The organism is Luteococcus sp. H91 (genome assembly GCF_038433135.1).
In the GTDB taxonomy this organism is placed as follows: Bacteria; Actinomycetota; Actinomycetes; order Propionibacteriales; family Propionibacteriaceae; genus Luteococcus.
Genome location: NZ_JBCDMV010000001.1, coordinates 76,964 through 97,716, shown reverse-complemented (window position 1 = coordinate 97,716; position 20,753 = coordinate 76,964). Strand labels below are relative to the sequence as shown.

At 69.0% G+C, this 20,753-nt stretch carries 24 protein-coding genes; 15 read left to right on the top strand and 9 right to left on the bottom strand.

Annotation, left to right across the window (positions count from 1 at the left end):
• The first annotated feature begins 59 nt into the window (after positions 1-59).
• A complete protein-coding gene (locus tag AAEX57_RS00425; protein WP_342090259.1) occupies positions 60-707 on the top strand; it encodes a TlpA family protein disulfide reductase in 648 nt (215 codons plus the stop codon).
• A 9-nt stretch (positions 708-716) separates the two neighbouring features.
• Here AAEX57_RS00425 and AAEX57_RS00420 read toward each other — a convergent pair whose 3' ends face one another.
• Entirely contained in the window at positions 717-1,301 is a 585-nt protein-coding gene (locus tag AAEX57_RS00420) for a DUF3267 domain-containing protein (protein WP_342090258.1), read from the bottom strand.
• 228 nt (positions 1,302-1,529) lie between these two features.
• On the opposite strand from AAEX57_RS00420, the gene arfB reads away from it, so the two are divergent.
• The 3 genes from arfB (at position 1,530) to AAEX57_RS00405 (ending at position 4,158) form a co-directional block, all read left to right on the top strand.
• Complete coding sequence (gene arfB, locus AAEX57_RS00415) at positions 1,530-1,967, top strand: alternative ribosome rescue aminoacyl-tRNA hydrolase ArfB (protein WP_342090257.1); 438 nt, start codon at positions 1,530-1,532, stop codon at positions 1,965-1,967.
• A 147-nt stretch (positions 1,968-2,114) separates the two neighbouring features.
• Positions 2,115-3,314: a MarP family serine protease gene (locus tag AAEX57_RS00410; protein ID WP_342090256.1), complete on the top strand. Its 1,200-nt coding sequence runs from the start codon at positions 2,115-2,117 to the stop codon at positions 3,312-3,314.
• Positions 3,315-3,402: 88 nt separating this feature from the next.
• Complete coding sequence (locus tag AAEX57_RS00405) at positions 3,403-4,158, top strand: lysophospholipid acyltransferase family protein (protein WP_342090255.1); 756 nt, start codon at positions 3,403-3,405, stop codon at positions 4,156-4,158.
• A 31-nt stretch (positions 4,159-4,189) separates the two neighbouring features.
• On the opposite strand, the gene AAEX57_RS00400 is transcribed toward AAEX57_RS00405, so the two are convergent.
• The gene (locus AAEX57_RS00400) at positions 4,190-4,711 is read right to left on the bottom strand and encodes a glycine cleavage system protein R (RefSeq protein ID WP_342090254.1); all 522 of its coding nucleotides are present in this window, start codon (positions 4,709-4,711) and stop codon (positions 4,190-4,192) included.
• 66 nt (positions 4,712-4,777) lie between these two features.
• On the opposite strand from AAEX57_RS00400, the gene AAEX57_RS00395 reads away from it, so the two are divergent.
• From AAEX57_RS00395 to AAEX57_RS00385, 3 genes are all read left to right on the top strand, one after another.
• Positions 4,778-6,190, top strand: coding sequence for a DUF2252 domain-containing protein (locus tag AAEX57_RS00395; protein WP_342090253.1), 1,413 nt, complete (start codon positions 4,778-4,780; stop codon positions 6,188-6,190).
• Positions 6,191-6,217: 27 nt separating this feature from the next.
• Positions 6,218-6,949 carry a tRNA (N6-threonylcarbamoyladenosine(37)-N6)-methyltransferase TrmO gene (gene tsaA / locus AAEX57_RS00390; protein ID WP_342090252.1) on the top strand — a complete coding sequence of 244 codons (732 nt, stop codon included), beginning with the start codon at positions 6,218-6,220 and terminating at the stop codon, positions 6,947-6,949.
• 214 nt (positions 6,950-7,163) lie between these two features.
• The gene (locus AAEX57_RS00385) at positions 7,164-7,529 is read left to right on the top strand and encodes a hypothetical protein (RefSeq protein ID WP_342090251.1); all 366 of its coding nucleotides are present in this window, start codon (positions 7,164-7,166) and stop codon (positions 7,527-7,529) included.
• Between the two features lie 28 nt (positions 7,530-7,557).
• Here AAEX57_RS00385 and AAEX57_RS00380 read toward each other — a convergent pair whose 3' ends face one another.
• Positions 7,558-8,067 (bottom strand): hypothetical protein, encoded by a 510-nt coding sequence (locus AAEX57_RS00380; RefSeq protein ID WP_342090250.1) that lies wholly within the window; start codon positions 8,065-8,067, stop codon positions 7,558-7,560.
• A gap of 75 nt (positions 8,068-8,142) precedes the next feature.
• Positions 8,143-8,643, bottom strand: a complete 501-nt coding sequence (locus AAEX57_RS00375) for an NUDIX hydrolase (RefSeq protein WP_342090249.1) — start codon at positions 8,641-8,643, stop codon at positions 8,143-8,145.
• A gap of 98 nt (positions 8,644-8,741) precedes the next feature.
• Between AAEX57_RS00375 and cysE the strand changes: the two genes are divergently transcribed.
• The 4 genes from cysE to AAEX57_RS00355 all read left to right on the top strand — a co-directional run bounded on the left by cysE (position 8,742) and on the right by AAEX57_RS00355 (position 12,113).
• Complete coding sequence (gene cysE / locus AAEX57_RS00370) at positions 8,742-9,596, top strand: serine O-acetyltransferase (RefSeq protein WP_342090248.1); 855 nt, start codon at positions 8,742-8,744, stop codon at positions 9,594-9,596.
• 95 nt (positions 9,597-9,691) lie between these two features.
• A complete protein-coding gene (locus tag AAEX57_RS00365) occupies positions 9,692-10,501 on the top strand; it encodes an IclR family transcriptional regulator (protein ID WP_342090247.1) in 810 nt (269 codons plus the stop codon).
• A 129-nt stretch (positions 10,502-10,630) separates the two neighbouring features.
• The gene (mmsB, locus tag AAEX57_RS00360; RefSeq protein WP_342090246.1) at positions 10,631-11,539 is read left to right on the top strand and encodes a 3-hydroxyisobutyrate dehydrogenase; all 909 of its coding nucleotides are present in this window, start codon (positions 10,631-10,633) and stop codon (positions 11,537-11,539) included.
• 124 nt (positions 11,540-11,663) lie between these two features.
• A complete protein-coding gene (locus AAEX57_RS00355) occupies positions 11,664-12,113 on the top strand; it encodes a mycothiol transferase (protein ID WP_342090245.1) in 450 nt (149 codons plus the stop codon).
• A 3-nt stretch (positions 12,114-12,116) separates the two neighbouring features.
• On the opposite strand, the gene AAEX57_RS00350 is transcribed toward AAEX57_RS00355, so the two are convergent.
• A complete protein-coding gene (locus tag AAEX57_RS00350) occupies positions 12,117-13,607 on the bottom strand; it encodes an FGGY family carbohydrate kinase (RefSeq protein WP_342090244.1) in 1,491 nt (496 codons plus the stop codon).
• A gap of 565 nt (positions 13,608-14,172) precedes the next feature.
• Here AAEX57_RS00350 and AAEX57_RS00345 point away from each other — a divergent pair.
• Genes AAEX57_RS00345 through AAEX57_RS00330 form a run of 4 tightly spaced genes read left to right on the top strand, consistent with a single transcriptional unit; the run spans position 14,173 to position 18,741 of the window.
• A complete protein-coding gene (locus tag AAEX57_RS00345) occupies positions 14,173-15,906 on the top strand; it encodes a cytochrome c oxidase assembly protein (RefSeq protein WP_342090243.1) in 1,734 nt (577 codons plus the stop codon).
• Positions 15,890-16,042, top strand: coding sequence for a hypothetical protein (locus tag AAEX57_RS00340; RefSeq protein WP_342090242.1), 153 nt, complete (start codon positions 15,890-15,892; stop codon positions 16,040-16,042). Before AAEX57_RS00345 ends, AAEX57_RS00340 begins: the two co-directional genes overlap by 17 nt.
• A 47-nt stretch (positions 16,043-16,089) precedes the next feature.
• Entirely contained in the window at positions 16,090-18,471 is a 2,382-nt protein-coding gene (locus AAEX57_RS00335) for a heavy metal translocating P-type ATPase (RefSeq protein WP_342090241.1), read from the top strand.
• Between the two features lie 39 nt (positions 18,472-18,510).
• Positions 18,511-18,741 carry a hypothetical protein gene (locus AAEX57_RS00330; protein WP_342090240.1) on the top strand — a complete coding sequence of 77 codons (231 nt, stop codon included), beginning with the start codon at positions 18,511-18,513 and terminating at the stop codon, positions 18,739-18,741.
• 122 nt (positions 18,742-18,863) lie between these two features.
• Here AAEX57_RS00330 and rplI read toward each other — a convergent pair whose 3' ends face one another.
• The 4 genes from rplI to rpsF form a co-directional block, all read right to left on the bottom strand.
• The gene (gene rplI, locus AAEX57_RS00325) at positions 18,864-19,319 is read right to left on the bottom strand and encodes a 50S ribosomal protein L9 (protein WP_342090239.1); all 456 of its coding nucleotides are present in this window, start codon (positions 19,317-19,319) and stop codon (positions 18,864-18,866) included.
• A 14-nt stretch (positions 19,320-19,333) separates the two neighbouring features.
• Positions 19,334-19,573 carry a 30S ribosomal protein S18 gene (gene rpsR, locus AAEX57_RS00320; protein ID WP_094765601.1) on the bottom strand — a complete coding sequence of 80 codons (240 nt, stop codon included), beginning with the start codon at positions 19,571-19,573 and terminating at the stop codon, positions 19,334-19,336.
• Positions 19,574-19,707: 134 nt separating this feature from the next.
• Positions 19,708-20,301 carry a single-stranded DNA-binding protein gene (locus tag AAEX57_RS00315; protein ID WP_342090238.1) on the bottom strand — a complete coding sequence of 198 codons (594 nt, stop codon included), beginning with the start codon at positions 20,299-20,301 and terminating at the stop codon, positions 19,708-19,710.
• Positions 20,302-20,452: 151 nt separating this feature from the next.
• Complete coding sequence (gene rpsF / locus AAEX57_RS00310; protein ID WP_342090237.1) at positions 20,453-20,743, bottom strand: 30S ribosomal protein S6; 291 nt, start codon at positions 20,741-20,743, stop codon at positions 20,453-20,455.
• Between the last annotated feature and the right edge of the window lie 10 nt (positions 20,744-20,753).

Below are 20,753 nucleotides of genomic sequence, written 5' to 3'. Positions count from 1 at the left end.
GTTGGTGGTGCCTCGACGGGCTCAGCCCATTCAGCCCCTCTTCCCGATGGAGTAACCGAATGTCCGAGCAGCACCCCACCGATCCGGCCCAGACGTCGGGCGACTGGCGCGAGCGGCTGCGGCGCAGCAAGTACGGCAGCCTGGCCGTGCTGGGCATCACCCTGGCGCTGGTGCTGGCCGGGGCCTGGTTCGTGAACCGGGCGGATTCCGAGCCCGCGGCCACCGCCCCGGGAGGCACCGGGGGTGCCCAGTCGGTGACCCTGGAGGGCGACCAGAGCGGCTCGGCGCCGGAGGTGGGCAAGCCTGCCCCCGGCTTCACCGTCACCACGATGGACGGCAAGCAGATCTCCCTGGCGTCACTCAAGGGCAAGCCGGTCTGGATCACCTTCGGCGCCACCTGGTGCACCGCCTGCCGCGCCGAGGCCCCGGACATCGAAGCCGCCTGGCAGGCCGCCAAGCCCAAGGACGTCACCATCATTGCCGTCTTCATCAGCGAGGATGCCGCCACGGTGCGCTCCTATGCCAACCGGCTGAACCTGACCTTCCCGATGGTCAGCGACCCGGAGACCGAGCTGGCGTCGCGCTACCGCTCGATCGGGATCCCGTCGCACTTCTTCATCGACGGCGACGGGATCCTGCGGGAGAGCCGGGTGGGCGGGCTGACAGCGGATCAGATGGCGGAGAACCTGGCCAAGATCGGGGGCTGAGCCGTCCGCTCAGGAGGTCTCGGGGCGGTACACCCTGACCCCGGCGCGCTGGTCCTCCACCAGGGTTCCGGGGGGCTCGGTGAGCGCGGCCCAGCACAGCCAGGCGTCGCCCACCCCACCGGAGAGGTGCAGCGCGAAGGGCAGCACCCACCAGGCCTCGTACGGACCCCAGGCCATCATCAGGAGCAGGCCAAGGTTGATCACCACATTCGGCAGGGCGGCCACGACGATGTACTGCCAGCGGGTGAACCGATGCCCCTCGCATGTGGTGTACAGGTAGGGCAGGCCGGGTGACATCATGCCGGCGCCGAAGCGGGGGCGAGCCCGCAGCACCGCCATCCCCAGACCGTGCAGCAGTTCGTGCAGCGCCATGGTGGCGATGGTGATCATCGTCGTGCCCGCCACCAGCAGCAGCGCCCGGCGGGCCGTGAGGTAGTAGTTGCCCGAGGCGGATTCGCGCCAGGCCATGATCGCGACCCCCACACCCGCCCCCAGGAGCAGCAGGCCGGTCCCAAGCGCGGCCATCCACGCCTGGGAACGCTCGCCCGGCACCTTGCTCTCGCTAGTGCCCGGCAGTTTGGGCGGGTACCACATGACCCGATCCTATGCGGGCTGTCGCGGCAGATTCCGAAAACCGACCCCCAGAATCGGGGACTCGACAGGCCGCTGCGTGAAGGTCCGCCAGCGGAGCCGATTCTGGGGGTCGATTCTCGGGAAGACATCCTTGCCACCCGGTCAGGAACGGGCCTGTCCGACCCTGCCGCCGAAAACGCCGTGCGGTCGACGACCGGCTCCTGAGAGACTTGCCGGGAAGGAGGGGCCATGGATCTGGTGATTGCGCCCGGGCCCGGCGCCCCGCACGGCCTGGTGATTGGTGAGGCGGAGCTGACGGAGCAGTTCAGCCGTTCCGGCGGGCCCGGTGGCCAGGGGGTCAACACCACCGATTCCCGGGTGCAACTCACCCTGGACCTGGCCGTGACGACGGCCTTCACCGATCGCCAGCGCGAGCGGGTGCTGGCCCGGCTGGCCGGCCGGCTGGATGGAACGTTGCTGCGCGTTGACGCCTCCGAGCACCGTCACCAGCGCCGCAACCGGGCCGCCGCCCGGGAGCGGATGGCGACTCTGCTGCGCGAGGCCCTGGCTCCCCCGCCTCCGGCCCGCCGCGCCACCAAACCCTCCCGCGGATCGGTGCAGCGCCGGCTGGCCAGCAAGAAGCGCCGCTCGGAGACGAAGAAGCTGCGGGGTCGGCCGATCGACTGACGGATTCGGACTGCGGAGACCGGCACGACGAGCCGAGCCCCGGTGAGCCGCGGCTCCAGACATCGCAGCAATCGCACCTGGCCGAGCTACCAGCCTGGTTGCCCCCACAGATTCCCGCGGCACCATGGAGCATGCGAAAGGAGCCCGATGACCGGTCTGGACTGGATTGACCTGGCACTTCTGGTGCTGCTGCTCAGCCATGCCTTTCGCGGCTGGCGGGTGGGAGCGCTGACCAGCGTCTTCGGGCTGGGCGGGCTGTTGCTGGGCGCCACCGTCGGGCTCTGGCTGACCCCGCGGTTGCTCGCCCGTTGGGACGAGGACCTGCAGCAGCCATTCCCCCTGCTGATCGTCGGCGTGCTGCTCGGGGCGCTGCTGGGCGAATCGCTGCTGATCCGGGTCGGGCTGCAGCTGCGCGCCCGGGCCTCCGGGCAGAGCGCGCGACTGCTGGATTCCGGGATCGGCGCGCTGGTCTCGATGCTGATGGTGAGTATCACGTTCACCCTCGTCGGCGGGGCCATCCGCCCCATCCTGCCGCGCTCCCTGACCACCCAGATGAACGATTCCCGGGTACTGGCGGGGATGGAGAAGGTGACGCCCGATGCGGCCGGGCGATGGGCTGGCCGGTTCACCCAGAGCCTCGGCGAGGCGGGCTTCCCCCGGGTCTTCAGCGGGCTGGCGCCCGAGCCGGTGCTGCCGGTGCCGTCGCCGGACACGGCGGCCGCCAAGACCGCCGCGGTGCGTCGGGCCGCGGGCAGCATCGTCAAGATCAATGCCGACGCCCAGAGCTGTTCCCAGGCCCATTCCGGCAGCGGCTGGGTGGTGGCCGGGAACCGGGTGGTCACCAATGCCCACGTCGTCGCGGGCTCCAGCAGCACGACGGTGCAGGTGGGCGGGGTTGGCGAGCGGCTGAGTGCCACCGTCGTCGCCTTCAACCCGGATCTGGATCTGGCCATCCTCGACGTCCCGTCGCTGCGGGCGGCGGCGCTGCCCCGCGCCGGCTCGCTGAGCTCGCGGCAGGACGCGGTGGTGGCGGGCTTCCCGCAGGGCGGCGGCTACACGGTCAAGGCGGCGCGCGTGCGCGGCACGGTCAGCGCCAATGGCGACGACATCTACGGCGGGAAGGGCGTGGTGCGGCAGGTCTACTCGCTCAGCGGCACGGTGCAGCCGGGCAATTCCGGCGGCCCTCTGCTCACCACCGACGGCCGGGTGGCCGGCACCATCTTTGCCCGCTCCATGGTTGACCACTCCACCGGATATGCCCTGACCGACGCCGCCACCGACGCGATGCTGGACAAGGCGGCCAGCTACCGCACCCCGGTCAGCACCCAGAGCTGCGCCAAGGCCTGATCCGGCAGGCGCCAGGCCACGAGCAAGGCACCAGCGAGCATCCGGCTGGTCATCCATGGCATGCTCTGATCGTGCAGGAAGTGGCCCGATGAGTCAGCAGCAAGCCCCCTCCTCCGCGGCCATCGTGCCGCGGCGCTACCGTGACCCCTCGCTGGCCCGGCTCCGACGGCTGGTGCGCAAGACGGTGCTCGCCGGGGCGGTGAAGGTCGGCGTCAACGTGGAACTCCACGGCTCGGAGAATGTGGAGGGCCTGACCGGCCCCTTCGTCGTCGTCGCCAACCACTCGTCGCACCTGGACACGGCACTGATCTACTCGGCGCTGCCGGATCACCTGACCACCAATCTGGCCGCTGGTGCCGCCGCCGACCACTTCTTCCTGCACTGGTACACCGCGCTGGCGCCGGTGCTGCTGTTCAACGCCTACCCGATCGACCGGCCGGGCCGCCCGCACAAGGGCAATCACAAGGGGCTGTCGTCGGCGCTGCTGAAGGATGGCACCCCCCTGCTGATCTTCCCGGAGGGCACCCGCTCCCGCACCGGCGCCATGGCCACCTTCACCCCGGGCGCCGGCCGGCTGTGCGTCAGCGGCAAGGTGCCCTGCGTGCCGGTCGCCCTGGTGGGCTGCTCCGACGCCTGGCCGGCGGAGGCCCGCTTCCCGCGCTGGCCGCGCCGCACGGTGCACGTGGTGGTGGGCCGGCCCCTGGAGCCCCGCCCCGGCGAGGGGGTGGCGGCCTTCACCCGTCGGGTGGAACGCGAGGTGGTGGACCTGCACGACGCCACCGCCGAACGCTACGGCAAGCGCTCGCTGGCGGTGCTGGCCGCGCGCCGGGTCCGTCGTCGCTGACAGGCCGACCGCCGGGCCAACGTCCAGCCGGTCAGGCGTCGTCGAGGGTCTCGTCGAAGTCCAGGTCGACCATCAGCTCGGCGGCAATCGCCTCCAGCGACTCCCGAACCTCCCCGACCTCCAGCCCCTCGGGCAGCCGCACCTGGGCGATCGTCTCGAACAGGGTGGTGTCGGCCATCGGCGCCGGCCGGGTGGAGGTGTGCATCTCGTCGATGCCGACCCCCTTGCCGGCCAGCACGGTGGTGACCTCGCGGACGATGCCGGGCCGGTCATTGCCCACCAAGCGCAGCGTGACCGGCGTACCGAGCGGCTCGGACTGCTCGCCGGCCGGGGTGACGCTCACCTGCAGATCCGTCATGCCACCCACCGCGGCGGTGAACGCATTGGTCTTCTCGTCGGGCAGGTCCACCAGCGCGACGCCGGCGAACTTGCCGCCCAGCCTCGCCATCTGGCTCTCCAGCCAGTTGCCGTCGTGCTGCGCAACGACGGAGCTCAGGGCCGAGACCAGGCCCTCACGATCATCACCGATCAGGGTCAACAGAAGCTGTGCCATGCACAGAGCTTAATCTGTCGGCGGGGACAGCTACGATCACTTGAGACAGTCGTGAAGGAGCCCCGGATGACCCCACCGCCCATCACCGCGCAGGACAAGGGCGGTGACGCCTTTTCCTCCTTCAGCATTCGCGCGACCGACCGGGCCGAACGAGTGGCGCGCGGCAAGCTGCTACGGCATCACACCCCGCACCACAGCTTGGGCTTCTGGCAACCCACCTCGGACCGGCCCGACGTCGTCGAGCTGATCCAGAAGACGCACGAGGGGCGGCTGCCCTGGCTCTTCGGCCTGCGGATCGGACGGATGGCCGCCTCACCCTTCGGCCTGCTGCGCGGCAGCGCCCAGATGATGGCGCACGACGTCGCCAACCTGCCCTCCACCGGAGTGCACACCACCGCCTGCGGTGACGCGCACATTGGCAACATCGGCTTCTACCGTTCCCCCGAGGGCAACCAGGTGATCGACCTGAACGACTTCGACGAGGCACACACCGGTGCCTGGGAATGGGACCTGCGCCGGTTGACCGCCTCCATCTGGGTGCTGGGCCGCACCAATGGCGCCACAGAGGAGCAGTGCGCCACCGCGGTCACCAACTGCGTGCAGAGCTATCGCGAGGAGGTCAGCTTCCTCTCCAAGCAGCCGCTACTGTGGCGAGCCTTCAACCACCTCGACCTGAACGCCCTGCACGAGACCTCGACGGAGGAGAGCCTGCGCGAGGAGATCCAGCGGGCCGCCCGGGCCGCCCGCAAGCGCACCGACGACCGGATGCTGCCCAAGCTGGCCGGCGGCGCCACCAGCGCGTCGGAGATCGTGGACAATCCCCCGCTGGTGACCCACCCCGACGCCGAGACCCGCGCGCAGCTGGTGGAGGCGTTGGACGACTACCTGCACACCCTGACCCCACAGTGGCGACGGATCGTCGGCGGCTACTCGCTGGTGGACATCGCCCACAAGGTGGTGGGCGTCGGATCGGTGGGGATGCGCTCCTGGGTGGCGCTGCTGGTGGGCTCCCGGGAGGACGACGTGCTCTTCCTGCAGCTCAAGCAGGCGCAGCGCTCCGTGCTGGCGCCCCATGTGCACGGCGAACGCGCCTGGCACAACCACCAGGGCCAGCGGGTGGTGGAGTACCAGCAGCAGCTGCAGACCGTCTCCGATCCCCTGCTGGGCTGGGCCAGCGCCGGGGAGCACCAGTACTACGTGCGCCAGTACCGCAACATGAAGGGCGGCGTCCCGCTGGAGACCATGAGCCCGTCGGCGCTGGAGGACTATGCCGGGATCACCGGCCACCTGCTGGCCAAGGGGCATGCCCGCACCTCCGGCGCGTCGGTGATCTCCGGATATCTGGGCAAGAAGACCCCGGTGGCGGAGGCCTTCGGCCGCTGGGCCAAGGCCTATGCCGACCAGACGGAGAAGGACCACGCCGAGCTGGTGGCCGCGGTCCGGGCGGGCAAGCTGCCCTGCGACGACCCGCTGACCTGAGCCCGGGGCACTCGCTACGGTTGGCCGGTGACCACCCCGCGCCCGCCCTACGCCACCGTCGCCCGGATCCGCACGGACTTCCCCTCGAAGTTCGGGGTGCCACGGCAGGCCGGTCTGGTGCCGGAGCTGCTGGCCCGGGTGATCTTCGAACCCGGCTTCCGCTCGCTCGACGCCCTGCGCGGGATCGAGGGTTTCAGCCACCTGTGGCTGATCTGGGAGTTCGACAAGTCGGTGTCGGCGCGACGTGGATGGTCCCCGACGGTGCGTCCGCCGCGGCTGGGCGGGCATGACCGGCTGGGGGTCTTCGCGACCCGTTCGCCCTTCCGCCCCAACCCGATCGGGTTGAGCTCCGTGCGGTTGGAGGGCGTCGAACTGGACGGCGACCAGGCCCCGGTGCTGCTGGTCAGCGGCGCGGACCTGGTGGACGGCACCCCGATCCTGGACATCAAGCCGTACATCCCCTTCGACTCGCACCCCGAGGCGACAAGCGGTTTCATCGAGACCAACCCGGAGGACTGGTTCCGGGTGGACTTCCCGGACGAGTTGCTGGCGCGGGTGCCCCGGGCCAAGCGCGAGGCATTGCTGGGCGTGCTCTCCCGCGATCCCCGCCCCCGCTTCCTGGACGATCCAGAGCGGGTCTTCGGGCTGCCCTTCGCCGGGCTGGACGTCCGCTTCACCATCGACGCGACCACGGTGCGTGTGGTGGACGTGCAGCCGCTCAGCCCCGACGCCGACGCCGCGTGGCCGGGCTACCGCTGAGGTCGCTGACCGGGACTCGCCACCGAGGCGATCTGGAAGTCAGACGAAGCCGCTGGGCGAGTCTTGGCGGATGGCATCCGGTCTGCGCCACAAACCACGTTCTGAAGGGGATCCAGTGCACATCTGGCACTGCCCCCGAACAAGGATGCGGTTTGTGGCGCAGACCAGCAGCGCCCCGCACCGTGGGCCACCACTGGGGCGGCACAATGGCGTCATGAGCCTCGCCTTCACCGCCCGCACCCCGATCTCCGACGAGTTCACGCTGGGCGCCCCGCTGCCGGTCGCCCCGGACCCGCGGCTGGCCAGCGCCGACTTCACCGTCGACGAACTGTTGGCCTTCCCCACCGACCTGAATCAGCTCCCATCGGGGAGCAGCTGGCGGGTGGCCGGGCAGCGATCGATGGCCCGGCACGGTTCCAGCGCGCTGGACACCGAGATCACGCTGCGACTCGTGCTGCCGGTCGACTCCGACGAAGACCCAGAAACCCTGCTGTCACAGGCAATGATGCGGCTCGCCCTGGCGCTCGCCTCCCCCGAAACTGGGGCCCGCGACGATCGTTACCTGGGGGCGTTGGGCTGAGCCGACGCCTGGTGGTCTGGCAACAGGATCACTGGTAGGGCGGAAGCTCCTGCCCAGCCCAGCCCCCCGGAAGCCCCTGGCCGCGGTGCCACTTCTGCATCGCCCGGCTGTGCGAGGTGAGCAACTGGTAGGCGCCCCAGGCTGGTAGGACGTTGAAGATGGCCATCCCGATCCAGCTGCCGATGGTCCTCCCCAGGTCGTCGGGGTAGACCAGCACCAATTTCCCCTGCCCCGCCCGGCTCAACAGGCTGAGGATGCCCAGCACGGTGAAGACCAGCAGGATCCATCCGAAAACCATCTTGGTCTTGCTCTTGACCGGTGGCGGCGTGGTGGGCACCAGCCCACCCGGCTGTTGGAAGTTGGCCGGCAGGTTGCCGACCGGGCCCTGTGGCGGAATCTGACCCCACGGCTGGGTCTGCGGCTGTCCCCAGGACTGCTGGCCCGCCGGCGCCGACGGATCGACGTACGGCTGCCCCGGGCCGGGCTGGCCTTGGGGCTTCTGCTGCATCGGGTCCTGCGGATACTGGGGCGTCGTCATGGACGTCATGGTAGGAAATCAGGGGGTCGCCGTGAAGCTCGACACCGTGCCCCCGCCGCCGTCCCCCAGGGGACGTCAGTCGAACAGCCCTGCCTGGCTCCAGAGGGTGACCGCGTCCGGCATCACGTCGATCTGCGGATCCTCGATCAGTGCCCGGATCTGGCCCAGATCCATCCACCCGCCCCATGCCACCTCGCTGGCCTGATGGATCACCGGGCCGTCCCAGACCACCCGGTAGAGCCACGCGTGCAGGTTCAGCCGCTCATCGCAAAATTCGTACTCACCAAGGGATTCCAGCTCGACGCCGGTGATCCCCAGCTCCTCGGCCAACTCGCGTCGGGCGGAATCCAGCGGCTCCTCGCCGGCGGCAATCACCCCGCCCGCTGCCAGGTCGTAGTAGCCGGGGTAGACGTCCTTCTGCTCGGTGCGCCGGTGCGCATAGACCTGCCCGGCGGAATTCGTGACCAGGATGCCGGTGCCGCCGTGGCGCAGGTTCTCCCGACGCATCACCGATCGGGACGCGACGCCCGCGGGGCGGGCCTGCTCGTCGTAGATGGTCACCATCTCCTCAGCCATGATCACCAGCATTCCACCCGCCTCGGGGGAATGCCCAAGTGGCCGGGAACGTTGCACGGCACGTAGCGTGACGTCTGTCTCCGTACGAAGGGTGAGAAATGATTCGCAGGCCCAATCCGGCCCCCGAGGGCAGCACTCCCCATTTCTGCACGCCGGTGGACGACGCCGCGGTGTGGGACCGGATTCGTTCCGAGGCGGAGTCCGACGCCGTTACCGAGCCCGCACTGGCGGGTTTCCTGAACACCGTCATCCTGGGCCACGAGACCCTGGCAGATTCGCTGAGCTACCTGCTGGCCAGCAAACTCGCCAGCCAGACGGTCACCGCGCTCACCCTGCGGGACCTGCTGCAGCCGGTCTTCGCCAACCACGACGAGATCCAGCAGGCGGTGCTGGCGGATCTGCAGGCCATCGTCACCCGTGACCCGGCCTGCCGCGGCTACTCGCAGCCGCTGCTCTACTTCAAGGGTTTCCACGCGATCCAGGCGCACCGGGTCTCCCACCACTACTGGAAGCAGCAGCGCCACGCCCTGGCACTGTTCATGCAGAGCCGGATCTCCGAGGCCTTCGCGGTAGACATCCACCCGGGCGCGCGGCTGGGCAAGGGCCTGATGTTCGACCATGCCACCAGCGTGGTGATCGGCGAGACCGCCGTGATCGAGGACGACTTCTCCATGCTGCACGAGGTCACCCTGGGCGGTACCGGCAAGGTGGGTGGGGATCGTCACCCCAAGATCGGTCGCGGCGTGATGATCGGCGCCGGCGCCAAGGTGCTGGGCAACATCAAGGTGGGCGAGGGCGCCAAGATCGGCTCCGGCTCCGTCGTGCTGCACGACGTCCCGCCGCACACCACGGTGGCGGGGGTACCGGCCAAGCCCGTCGCCTACCCGCGCACTGCGCTGCCGGCGCTGGAGATGGACCAGTCGCTGGACGACGAGGAGCCGTCGGGCGAGTGATGTATCCCACGCGAGATTGAAGATTCCATCATACGGACCATGAGCAGGTAGTGTTGCTCGTTGCGAGCACTGCAGCTCGACGACGAAAGGAAGCGATGCTCACGGGTCAGGGAAGCTCTCCCGGCGACAACAGCAAATCGCGCGACGCCCGAACCGCAGTTGACAAGGCCTTTGCCCTGTTGGCGGCGTTCGATGGTGACCCGACTGTCGGCGTCGGGGTGAGCGAACTGGCCCGCCGCGCCAAGCTGAGCAAGTCGACCGCCTTCCGCCTGCTGGGCATGCTGGAGCGCAATGGCGCGGTGGAGCGTGATGGCAGCAGCTATCGCCTCGGCCCGGCGCTGCAGGATCTGGCCAGCCCGGTGCCGATGCCGGAGGTGGATCTGGTGCGCGACAGCCTCACTCCCTTCCTGGCGCACCTCTACGAGCGCACCCGCCAGACCGTGCACCTGGCGGTGCTGGACGGGCCCAATGTGGTCTTCCTGAACAAGCTGCACGGCTTGCAGTACGTCGCCTCCCCCACCCGGATCGGCGGCCGCTTCCCGGCCTACAGTTCCGCCGCCGGCAAGGTGATGTTGGCGCACGACCCGTTGCTGGCCAACCAGGTGCTGGCCGGAGACCTGACAGCCTTCACCCCGCACACCCTGACCAGTCCGGTGCGACTGCGGGCGGAGCTGGAGCGGATCCGGATGGAGGGGATCGCCTACGACCGCGAGGAGAGCGTGCTCGGGCTGACCAGCATCGCGTGCGCCGTCACCTCCCCGTCGGGTGCCGCGGTGGCCTCCTTGTGCATCTCCGGCGCGATCGGCCGGTTCAATCCCCGCGCACAGGAGCCGGTCCTGCGCACGGTCTGCGGCGAGGCGTCGAAGGCCTACACGCTGCGGCTGCGCGCCGCCCGTCGCGGCTGACGCGACCGCAACCCTTCAGCGGGGCATGTGCGCCCCGTGATCGTGATGCTTGCAAGGCAGCGTCGGGTTGCCTAGTTTTGCTCCGAAAGGGCCCATGGGGTGCCGCCACTCGACGATGAGGAGGATGCAATGGCAATCATTGGCTGGATCGGACTGGGCAACATGGGTGGTCCGATGACCGCGAACCTGGTGGCCGCGGGCCACACCGTGCAGGGTTTCGACCTGAACGGTGAAGCGGTCGCCGCGGCACAGGCGAAGGGCGTCACCCCAGCGGGGTCGATCGCGGAGGCGGTGACGGGCGCCGAGGTGGTCTTCACCATGCTCCCCAAGGGCGATCATGCCCGGGCCGTCTATCTGGGCGACGACGGGGTGCTGGCCCATGCCGCTGCCGGGACGCTGCTGATCGACTCGTCGACGATTGACGTCAAGTCCTCCGGCGAATTGCACGAACAGGCCCGTGACAAGGGATTTCGCTTCGTCGACGCCCCGGTCTCCGGCGGCATCTCCGGCGCCGCGGCGGGCACGCTGTGCTTCATGGTGGGCGGCGCTCCCGAGGACGTCGCGGCGGCCACTGCCTTCATCGAGCCGATGGCCGGCCGGGTGATCCCCACCGGCGGGCCCACGTCGGGTGAGGCGGCCAAGATCGTCAACAACATGATGCTCTTCATCGAACTGCAGGCCTGCGCGGAGGGTGCGGTGCTGGCCGACAAACTCGGCCTCGACCCGAAGACCTTCTGGGAGGTCGCCTCGGTCAGCTCCGGCAACTGCTGGGCGCTGCAGACTTGGTATCCGGTGCCGGACATCATCGAGACCGCGGCAGCCAACAACGGCTTCGCGGCCACCTTCTCGGCCGCCCTGGCGCAGAAGGACATCGGGCTGGCAATGGATGCGGCCGCCCAGACCGGCGTCGAGCTCCCCGCTGCCCGCGTCGCCCAGGAGGCGCTGGACCAGCTGGTGGACGATGGTTTCGCGGACAAGGACTGCTCGCTGATCATCCGCAACATCAACCCCGCTGCGCAAGGAGCCCCGCAGGCCTGACCATGGATCGGGGGCGGATCGGGCGTCCACCGATGCCGCCGCGGGTGTCCAGATGAGACGTCGAGCACATACGCTGCCCTCGACAGCTACTACCGACCGCCCCCGATCACCAGGAGCACAACTCATGAGCACTGACCGAATCCTGCTGGAGTTCACCCTCAGCAAGTTCGACGAGCTCTTCGACCTGATTGGCCAGAGCGACGACGCGATGGTCAACCGCAAGCCCGACGTGGAAGGGGCCAACTCCCTGTTCGGCATCGGCACCCATGTGCTGGGGATGATGCGCTTCTGGAGTTGCACCACCAATCGCGGCGTCGAGGTGGAGCGGGACCGTGAGGCCGAGTTCACCGCCACCGGCAGCGTGGCCGAGCTCCTCTCCCGGGCCGCCCAGGTGCGCCAGCTCTTCGAGACCGACGTGCTCTCGGTCAACGGGCACTCCAAGCCCGCCAACCGCCCGGCCGACAAGGATGCCGAGTGGCTGGTCAGCTGCCACGGCGTGCTGCTGCACGTCTTCGAGGAGATCTGCCAGCACCTTGGCCACGCCGAGCTGACCCGGGACCTGCTGGCCGCCTGAACCTCACCCGTTCAACGCGTGGAAGGTGGGCGCCAGCGCGTCGTACAGCGCGCGGTGGACCGGCACCAGGTGTTGCAGTTCCGCCGCCGCGGGTGACGGATGGGTTTGCTGGACGTCGTGTTCGCGGGCCAGCAGCGGCCGGATGTCGTTCTCGATCCCCAGCGCCTGGGCCGCGGTGCGAGCAGCCGACCAGCAGGTGGCGTCGGTGTCGCTGCCGGTGACCACGGTGGCCTCGAGCGCATCGGCGCAGATCTGCCGCCACACGGCGCTGGAGCCGCCGCCGCCCACCAGCCCGATCCGTTGCTGGCGAATGCCCAGATCGTCGGCGACATGCCGCAGCGCCAGCGCGACGCCGGTCAACGCGGCCAGGTAGAAGTCCACTGCTTCGGTGTCTTCCCCTGCCCCGACGAAGGCGCCGCGGAAGCTGGCGTCGCGCACCGGGGCCCGTTCACCGGCCAGCCCGGGCAGGCACAGCGGGCGCGCGCCCAGCGTGGCCAGCCGGGGCAGTGCCAGCTGGTCGGCCTCGGCAAAGTCCTTTCCCGGCAGGAAATGCCGCAGCGCCCAGGCCGCCGTTCCCCCGGCGGACTGCACCGCTCCGATCCGCAGCCGATTGACCCAGCCGGGCATCACCAGCCGATGGATCGGCGACGGCTGACCGTCGTCGGCCGGCAGCACCGCGGCCAGCCAGCCGGTGGTGCCCAGCGAGAGGTAGGCGTCGCCGGGGTCGCTGCCCATCAGGCCGTCGGTGGCCGCACCGGCGTCCCCGAGTGCCAGCACGATCGGGATCCCCGGGCGCACACCCAGATCCTGGGCCGCGGCGGCGTTGACCTCCCCCACCAGCGCGTCGCCGTCGACGTTGCCGGTCAGCCGGGGCAACTGCTCCGGCCTTCCAGCAGTTGAGGCGGCGCCGGCAGCGTGCAGCACCTCGGCCCCCCAGTTGTGGGTCTCGACGTCGAGCAGCCCAGTGGTGGAGGCGGTCAGCACGTCGCAGGCGGCCTCGGCGCCGGCCCGCCAGGCGACGTAGCCGCCGGCCGAGAGCAGAAGGTGGTCGCTGTCACGCAGGGTGGCGGGTTCGTGCTCGGCCAGCCAGGCGATCTTGGCCGCGACGCTGGAGGCGTCCTGTTCGTTTCCGGTGCGGCATTGCCAGCCGGGCAGTTGGTCCAGCAGCCGACGGTGCTGCGCGGTGGCGCGCAGATCCGAGTACAGCAGGGCGGGACGCACCGGGCCGCGACCATGGCGGGTGGTGACGGGCACCAGGTCTTGCATCTGGCCGCCGATCCCCAGCACCGCGATCCGGCCCGCCAGGCCGGTGTCCCGCACGGCATCGACGGTGGCACGCCACCAGTCTTCGGGGTGCTGCTCGACGCCGCCGGGCACCATGCCGGTCTGGGTCGGGTATTGCCTTGACCGTCGGGCCAGCACCCGCCCGTCGGGGCTGGTGACGATGACCTTCACGGCCGAGGTGCCGACGTCGATGCCTGCAATCAGATCCATGGCGTCCCTCCTGCGCTCTGCGCCAGCCTACGCAGGGCCGAGACGCCCTGACCAGGAACGTGGCGACCCCGGCACGCACCGCTTGCCACGACTGGGTCTTCAGCAGGGCGCTCCACAGCCTTGTCCACAGATGCGGTGGGAAACTGTGCGCAACTCTCCAGCCGAGACTCATCCCCAGCTTGACGTCGGCGAGCGTCCACATCGGTGCACGAGTGTCCACAAACCCAAAACAGGATTGACTAGGCAGGACTTGTCCACAGAGTTACTCACACCTGTGGAATTCCGACGGTGTAATTATCCCCAGCAGTGGACAACCCTGTGGATAACTCTGCACTGGAGGTTGAGGTTCACACTTGTCCGAAGACGCCCGAGATGACACAAGGTCTGACACCCACGCCGAGAGCCGGTCCGTTCGCAGGGGCCCCGGACAGCCACCGGGCGCCCAGTCACTTCCCCCCGGTCACCCTCCTCTCAAGCGGCAAGCCACTTCGACCCGCCGCACCACACGTCATATCGTGGGAGCACCCCGCACGACCCACGCGCGGGGCTGTCGAAGGACCTCTCCGTGCTACTCACCACCCAGTTCGCGGTCGACCTGCTGGTCTGGCTCGCCTCCGCGGTCACCATGGGCGCCTGGACCACCGCAGCCTTCATCCGGCCGGCCGTCGGCGACCAGCGACTCCGGCTGAACGGCAGCCGCCTGCTTCCCCTGGCGCGGCTCTCCGCCGTCGTCGGGGCCGCGGCCTGCCTGCTGATGGCCAACCTCACCAACACCACCGGCTTCAACCACGGGGAGTCCCTTGCCTGGTGTCTGGCGGCCGGAGCCGGCCTGGCCAGCATCATCTTCACCTTCTTCAAGCCGTGGGAGAGCGCCCTGTACGCGCTCGCGCTGCAGGCCTTCGCGCTGGTGGCCCCGATCGGTGCCACCGAGAACATCGTCGCCCGCAACCATGACGTCTCCGGCGACGCGCGGATGATCGCCGCCGTCGCCTTCACCGTGCTGGCCGGCACCTGGGCTTGTCGGCTCTTCCTCAGCGCCGACGACGCGGGCAGCAAACTCGTCTGCTCCCGGATGCGCTTCCTCTCCCTGGTGGCCGCCGCCGTCGTGCTGGTCTGCGATCTGGCGACGGTCTGGGCCCAGGGCGGCCAGCTGGACACCGACGCCAAGTGGCACCTGGCAAGGGCTGCGGCCGCCGTGGTGATCGCCGGGTTGTCCTGGACCTCGTCGGCCGTCGGCGCTCTCGCGGCCACCGTCGTCGGCATGCTGGGGCAGTTCGCCGCCGCCAGCGCCTTCCGGATCATCCCGTCGACCGCAGGCGAGAGCCTGCCCACCGACGTGCAGCGGCTCGGCTACTCGGTGGCCGAATGGCCGACGCTGGTGAACCTGGTGCTCAACTGGCGGATCAACCTGTTCTTCCTGGGCCTGTCGATCGTCGCCGTCGCGGTCTACTTGTGGCTGGTCGCCCGGCTGAAGAAGCGGGGTGATTCCTGGCCCGTCGGCCGGACCGCGGCGTGGATCATCGGCTGGATCACCGTCGTCCTGGTCACCTGCTCGGGCACCGGCCGCTACGCCCCGGCGGTCTTCAGCGTGCACATGTTCCTCAACCTGTCGCTGAACATGCTGTGCGCCATGATCCTGGTGCTGGGCGGCTTCATCACGCTGGTGCTGCGGGCCACCCCCGCCCGGCGTCGCAACGAGCCCGCCGGCCTGCGCGAATGGGTCACCGCCAGCATGCACTCGCGCTACCTCGGCTTCATGTACAACCCGATCATCGCGCTGGTCTTCATGACGGGCACCTACTACGTCTTCTACCTCTCGGGCCTGTTCACCGCCAGCCTGCACACCCACTGGCTGCACCAGTTCTTCTACCTGCACTTCCTGATCAGCGGCTACATCTTCTACGGCCTGATCATCGGCGTGGACCAGCCGCCGCACCCGCTGCCCCACATCGGCAAGCTGGGGCTGATCATCGGCGCGATGCCCTTCCACGCCTTCTTCGGCGTCATCCTGATGGCCAAGACCTCCATCTACGGCGAATCCTTCCTGCTCGGGCTGGGGCACCCGTGGTTGCAGGAGCGTGGGTTGCAGCATGACCAGTGGGTGGGGGGCACCATCGCCTGGGCCGGTGGCGAGTTCCCGCTGGTGATCGCGCTGATCGCGCTGCTCACCCAGTGGGCCAGGCAGGATCGCAAGGAGTCGCAGCGAGTCGACCGGCACCTCGATGCCGGCACCGACACCTCGCACGACGCCTACAACCAGATGCTGGCCCAGCTCGCGGAGCGTGACCGACGCGGCTGAGCACCGTCGACCCTGCCTGTCGAGGCTCTGCAGCGGGCCCGACGCCCCGGGCATGTGCCGCCAACCGCTGCTCTTCCTCGGCGACGACTTCCCGCAGACCGACATCGACGCCGTGCCCGTCGGCCGCACGAACTAGGCTGGGGTGAGGCCGCGCGTCGTCGTCGCGGCCCCAGGAGGAGAACAGTGAGCGCACCCGTCCAGAGTCGCGATGCCGGGCAGGACAAGTCCGGCCAGCAGCTGGAACTCGACATCTCGGGCATGACCTGTGCCGCGTGCGCCAACCGGATCGAACGCAAGCTGAACAAGCTCGACGGCGTCACCGCGATGGTCAACCTGGCAACGGAACGCGCCCTGGTGCAAGGGCTTGGCCCGGCCGATGCCCCGCTCGCGATCCAGACGGTGGAGAAGGCCGGTTACGGCGCCGCGGTGCACGACGACGAGGACGACACCTGGACCCAGCGGGCCGCCGAGGAGCGCACCTCGTCCCTGCGACGCCGGTTGGGTGTTGCCGCCATCATCAGCGTGCCGCTGATGGCACTCACCTTCCAGCTGGCCCTGATCCCCAGCGTCCGCTTCCCCGGCTGGCAGCTCACCTGCGTGCTGATGGCGCTGCCGATCGTCACCTGGTGCGCCTGGCCCTTCCACCGCGCCACCATCCGCGGCCTGCAGCACCGCTCGCTGAGCATGGACACGCTGATTTCGCTGGGCGCCACCGTCAGTTTCCTGTGGGCGGTGTGGACGCTCTTCTACCCCAGCCGCGACGCGGGATACTGGCTCGGTTTTGGCCGCACGCCCGCCGGGGCCGATTCGATCTACCTCGACGTTGCCGCCGGCATGGTCACCTTCCAACTGGCCGGGCGATACTTCGAGTCCCGCGCCCGACGACGGGCCGGCGAGGTCTTGCATGCGCTGGGAAACCTTGCGGTCAAGGAGGTTCGACGGCTGCTGCCCGATGGCTCCACCGAGACGATCGGGGCGGAGAAGCTGGCCGTCGGCGAGAGCTACCTGGTGCTGCCGGGTGAGCGCTTCGTCGCCGACGGCACCATCACCGAGGGATCCTCCACCATCGACACCTCCGCGATGACCGGCGAATCCGTTCCCGCCGAGGTGACCGAGGGCGACGCCGTACTGGGCGGCACCACCAACCTCACCGGGCGGCTCGCGGTGCGAGCCGAGGCGGTGGGCGCCCGAACCCGGTTGGCGCAGATGGCCGCCATCGCCGACGAGGCGCAACGCCGCAAGTCACGGGTGCAGAAGATGGCCGACAAGGTCACCCAGTACTTCGTGCCCTCGGTGATCGTGATCGCGATCCTGGTGGCGATCGGTTGGGTCGTGACCACCGGCTCGATCCCTCGGGCGCTGGCGGTGGGCGTCGCCGTGCTGATCATCGCCTGCCCCTGCGCGCTGGGTCTGGCCACTCCCACCGCGCTGATGGTGGGTGTCGGGCGTGCCGGCCAGCTGGGCATCCTGGTCAAGGGCCAGGACGCGCTGGAATCGTCGGGCAAGATCGACACCGTCGTGCTGGACAAGACCGGCACCCTGACCACCGGCACCATGGCGGTCACCGACGTGATCTGCGCCGACGGCCTGACCCCCAGCGACGTGTTGCACCCTGCCGCTGCGGTCGAGCGGAGTTCCGAGCACCCGATTGCCCGGGCGATCGTCACGGTGGCAGAGGACCTGGCCACGCTGGGCGATCCGGTCGAACCCGCCTCAACCACGACGGCCGAACACGTCGAGGCCCCCGCTGCCGCAACCCCGATGGCCAAGCTCGTCGAGGCCTCTGTCTCCCAGCCGGGCCACTCCCCCGTCGTGACCGACTTCAGCGCCCTGCCTGGCTGGGGCGCCCGGGCCCTGGTGGACGGCCACGAGTGCGTCGTCGGCCGGATCGACGCCCAGGCCACCGGCGATCCCGCCACGGACGAGGCGTGGGCCCACGACGCCATTGACAAGGCCGAATCCACCGGATCCGTGGCCGTGGCGGTGCGCCTGGACGGAGTTCTGGTGGGCATCGTCACCCTGGCCGACCAGATCAAGCCGAGCGCGCAGAGCGCAATCGCCAAGCTCAACGAGCTGGGCCTGCACACCGTGCTGCTCACCGGCGACTCACAGCGGGTGGCGAACCACGTCGCCAAGGAGCTGGGGATCGAGCAGGTCCGGGCCAGGGTACTGCCCGACGAGAAGTCCGGGGTGGTGCAGCAGTTGCGCGACGAGGGCCGCAATGTGGCCATGGTGGGCGACGGGATCAACGACTCCGCGGCGCTGGCGACGGCGAACCTCGGCATCGCCCTGGGCCAGGGCACCGAGATCGCGATGAAGAGCGCCGACATCATCATCGTCCGCGACGACCTGCGTACCGTGGTCGACGCGATCCACCTCTCCCGTCGCACCATCCGGACCATCAAGCTCAACCTGGTGTGGGCCTTCGGCTACAACATCGCCGCCATCCCGATTGCCGCCGCCGGTCTGCTCAACCCGCTGATCGCCGCGGCTGCGATGGCGATGAGCTCGGTGCTGGTGGTCTCCAACTCGCTACGCCTGCGCACCTACGAGCCGGTGGAATAACCCGTCGCGAACTGTGGGGAGCACGGATACCGTGGAGCCATGGCGCAGCTGACGATCAGGGTCGACGCAGAAGTGCTGCGCCGCGCCCAAACCAAAGCTGACTTGCGCAAGGAATCCCTGAACTCCTATCTGGCCCGGGTCCTCGAGGAGTATGCGCGGGACGACCGCGAGGAGTCCATGCGACGGCTGCTCGATGCGGCACAGGCAAGCGCCGCGTCGTCCGGTGCGAGCGGCCGTACCTGGACCCGCCAGACGCTCTACCGTGCATGACCATCGCAGCTGATGCGTGACGTGATCGACGCGCTCTGAATGCCCACAACGCAGTAGGGCCCGCACCGACGAATCGGTGCGGGCCCTACTGGTTCAGAGAAGTCAGCCCCGAGGGGCGGAAATCACTTGGCTGCAGCGGTGACGGCCACGGGGATGTGGGCGGTCACGGCGTCGTGCAGCTTGATGCCGACGGTGTGGGTACCGACGAGCTTGATCGGCTTGGCGATCTGGATCGAGCGCTTGTCGATGGCGGGGCCACCGGCAGCCTTGACGGCCTTGACGATGTCACCAGCGGTGACGGCGCCGAACAGCTTGCCCTCGGCGCTGGCGGCCTGGGCCTCGTAGGCCACGGTCAGGCCCTCGAGCTGTGCCTTGACCTCGTTGGCGTGCTCGATGCCACGGATCTCCTTGGCGTCACGAGCGCGCTTGATGCCCTCGATCTGCTTCTCGGCGCCGCGAGTCCAACGGATCGCCTTGCCGGTGGGCATCAGGAAGTTGCGGCCGTAGCCGTCCTTGACCTCGACGACGTCGCCGGCAATGCCGAGCTTCTCGACGGGTGCGGTGAGAATGAGCTTCATGGTGTTACTCCTTCTCAGCGCGCGGTGGACGCGTAGGGCAGCAGGGCGAGCTCGCGAGCGTTCTTGATCGCGATGGCGACCTTGCGCTGGTCCTGGACCGAGAGGCCCGTGACGCGGCGCGCACGGATCTTTCCGCGCTCGGAGATGAACTTCCGCAGGGTCGCGGCGTCCTTGTAGTCGACGTTGTCGATCCGAACCGACTTCATCGGCACGATCTTCTTCTTGTTCACAGGCTTGCGCTGTGGACCGGCCATTGTGGTGCTCCTTGTCTGCGGGAATGTTCCCGCGAGCCCGGCTTTCGCCGGAATGTGCCTTCCCAGAGGGAATGGTGTTCTTGGGTACTGAGTGGAGTCCTGGTCAGCGGGGTCGTCTCACCGGCCCCGGCGGATCAGAAGGGGGGCTCTTCGCTCTGGGCCTGGGCCCAGGGGTCGACGCCGCCGCCCCGATTGTCTCCACCCTGGCCCTGGGGTGCGGACTGCCAACCACCGCCGGCGTTGCCGCCGCCCTGGTTGTTCCAGCCCTGGTTGCCACCGGCCGCCGGCGCGGGAGCGCCGCCGCCCTGGTTGTAACCGCCACCCTGGTTGCCACCCTGCCAGTTGCCGCCGCCGGAATTGCCACCCGACGTGCGGGTGACCTTCGCGGTGGCGTACCGCAGGGAGGGACCGATCTCGTCAACCTCAACCTCGAAGACGGTGCGCTTCTCACCCTCGCGGGTTTCGTAGCTGCGGCTCTTCAGCCGGCCCTGAACGACAACCCGCATCCCCTTGGTGAGGGATTCGGCGACGTTCTCGGCGGCTTGGCGCCACACCGAACAGTTGAGGAACATGGCCTCGCCGTCACGCCACTCATTGGACTGACGGTCGAACTGGCGCGGCGTCGACGCGACGGTGAAGTTCGCGACGGCGGCACCCGAGGGGGTGAAGCGCAGTTCGGGGTCGGCGGTGAGGTTGCCGACGAGGGTGATGGGAGTTTCGCCTGCCATGTTGGTCTCCGTTGGATCGGACGTGAGGACTGTCTGGGATGAAGCCTGCCAGTGGGTACTGACAGTTTTTCATCCGTCGACGGTCCGGGGAATGCCCCAGGTGTTGTCCGGTTGTTGTCCGGACTCATCCGACGTTCAGCCGAGCAGAAGCTCAGTGAGCGTCAGGACGCATCACCTTGGTGCGCATGATCTGCTCGTCGATCGTCATCAGACGATCCATTTCCTTCACGGCGGCCGGCTCAGCGGTCACGTTCAGGACGACGTAGATGCCTTCCGGCTTCTTGCGGATCTCGTAGGCGAGGCGACGCTTGCCCCACACATCGATGTTGTCGACGGTGCCACCGGCCTCGGTGATCGTCTTGGTGTGCTTGTCCATCAGGGGAGAAACCTGACGCTCGTCGACGTCGGGGTCAATGATGACCACAATCTCGTACTTGCGCATACGCGTACTC

Bases quoted from the DNA above. Each gene is read 5' to 3' on its own strand.
- AAEX57_RS00420 (WP_342090258.1), bottom strand. From the start codon at position 1,301: ATGTGGTACCCGCCCAAACTGCCGGGCACTAGCGAGAGCAAGGTGCCG.
- mmsB (WP_342090246.1), top strand. From the start codon at position 10,631: ATGGCAATCATTGGCTGGATCGGACTGGGCAACATGGGTGGTCCGATG.
- AAEX57_RS00350 (WP_342090244.1), bottom strand. From the start codon at position 13,607: ATGGATCTGATTGCAGGCATCGACGTCGGCACCTCGGCCGTGAAGGTC.
- AAEX57_RS00355 (WP_342090245.1), top strand. From the start codon at position 11,664: ATGAGCACTGACCGAATCCTGCTGGAGTTCACCCTCAGCAAGTTCGAC.
- AAEX57_RS00385 (WP_342090251.1), top strand. From the start codon at position 7,164: ATGAGCCTCGCCTTCACCGCCCGCACCCCGATCTCCGACGAGTTCACG.
- cysE (WP_342090248.1), top strand. From the start codon at position 8,742: ATGATTCGCAGGCCCAATCCGGCCCCCGAGGGCAGCACTCCCCATTTC.
- AAEX57_RS00365 (WP_342090247.1), top strand. From the start codon at position 9,692: ATGCTCACGGGTCAGGGAAGCTCTCCCGGCGACAACAGCAAATCGCGC.
- AAEX57_RS00330 (WP_342090240.1), top strand. From the start codon at position 18,511: ATGGCGCAGCTGACGATCAGGGTCGACGCAGAAGTGCTGCGCCGCGCC.
- AAEX57_RS00395 (WP_342090253.1), top strand. From the start codon at position 4,778: ATGACCCCACCGCCCATCACCGCGCAGGACAAGGGCGGTGACGCCTTT.
- AAEX57_RS00405 (WP_342090255.1), top strand. From the start codon at position 3,403: ATGAGTCAGCAGCAAGCCCCCTCCTCCGCGGCCATCGTGCCGCGGCGC.
- rplI (WP_342090239.1), bottom strand. From the start codon at position 19,319: ATGAAGCTCATTCTCACCGCACCCGTCGAGAAGCTCGGCATTGCCGGC.
- AAEX57_RS00425 (WP_342090259.1), top strand. From the start codon at position 60: ATGTCCGAGCAGCACCCCACCGATCCGGCCCAGACGTCGGGCGACTGG.
- AAEX57_RS00315 (WP_342090238.1), bottom strand. From the start codon at position 20,301: ATGGCAGGCGAAACTCCCATCACCCTCGTCGGCAACCTCACCGCCGAC.
- AAEX57_RS00380 (WP_342090250.1), bottom strand. From the start codon at position 8,067: ATGACGACGCCCCAGTATCCGCAGGACCCGATGCAGCAGAAGCCCCAA.
- rpsR (WP_094765601.1), bottom strand. From the start codon at position 19,573: ATGGCCGGTCCACAGCGCAAGCCTGTGAACAAGAAGAAGATCGTGCCG.
- arfB (WP_342090257.1), top strand. From the start codon at position 1,530: ATGGATCTGGTGATTGCGCCCGGGCCCGGCGCCCCGCACGGCCTGGTG.
- AAEX57_RS00375 (WP_342090249.1), bottom strand. From the start codon at position 8,643: ATGGCTGAGGAGATGGTGACCATCTACGACGAGCAGGCCCGCCCCGCG.
- AAEX57_RS00400 (WP_342090254.1), bottom strand. From the start codon at position 4,711: ATGGCACAGCTTCTGTTGACCCTGATCGGTGATGATCGTGAGGGCCTG.
- AAEX57_RS00410 (WP_342090256.1), top strand. From the start codon at position 2,115: ATGACCGGTCTGGACTGGATTGACCTGGCACTTCTGGTGCTGCTGCTC.
- rpsF (WP_342090237.1), bottom strand. From the start codon at position 20,743: ATGCGCAAGTACGAGATTGTGGTCATCATTGACCCCGACGTCGACGAG.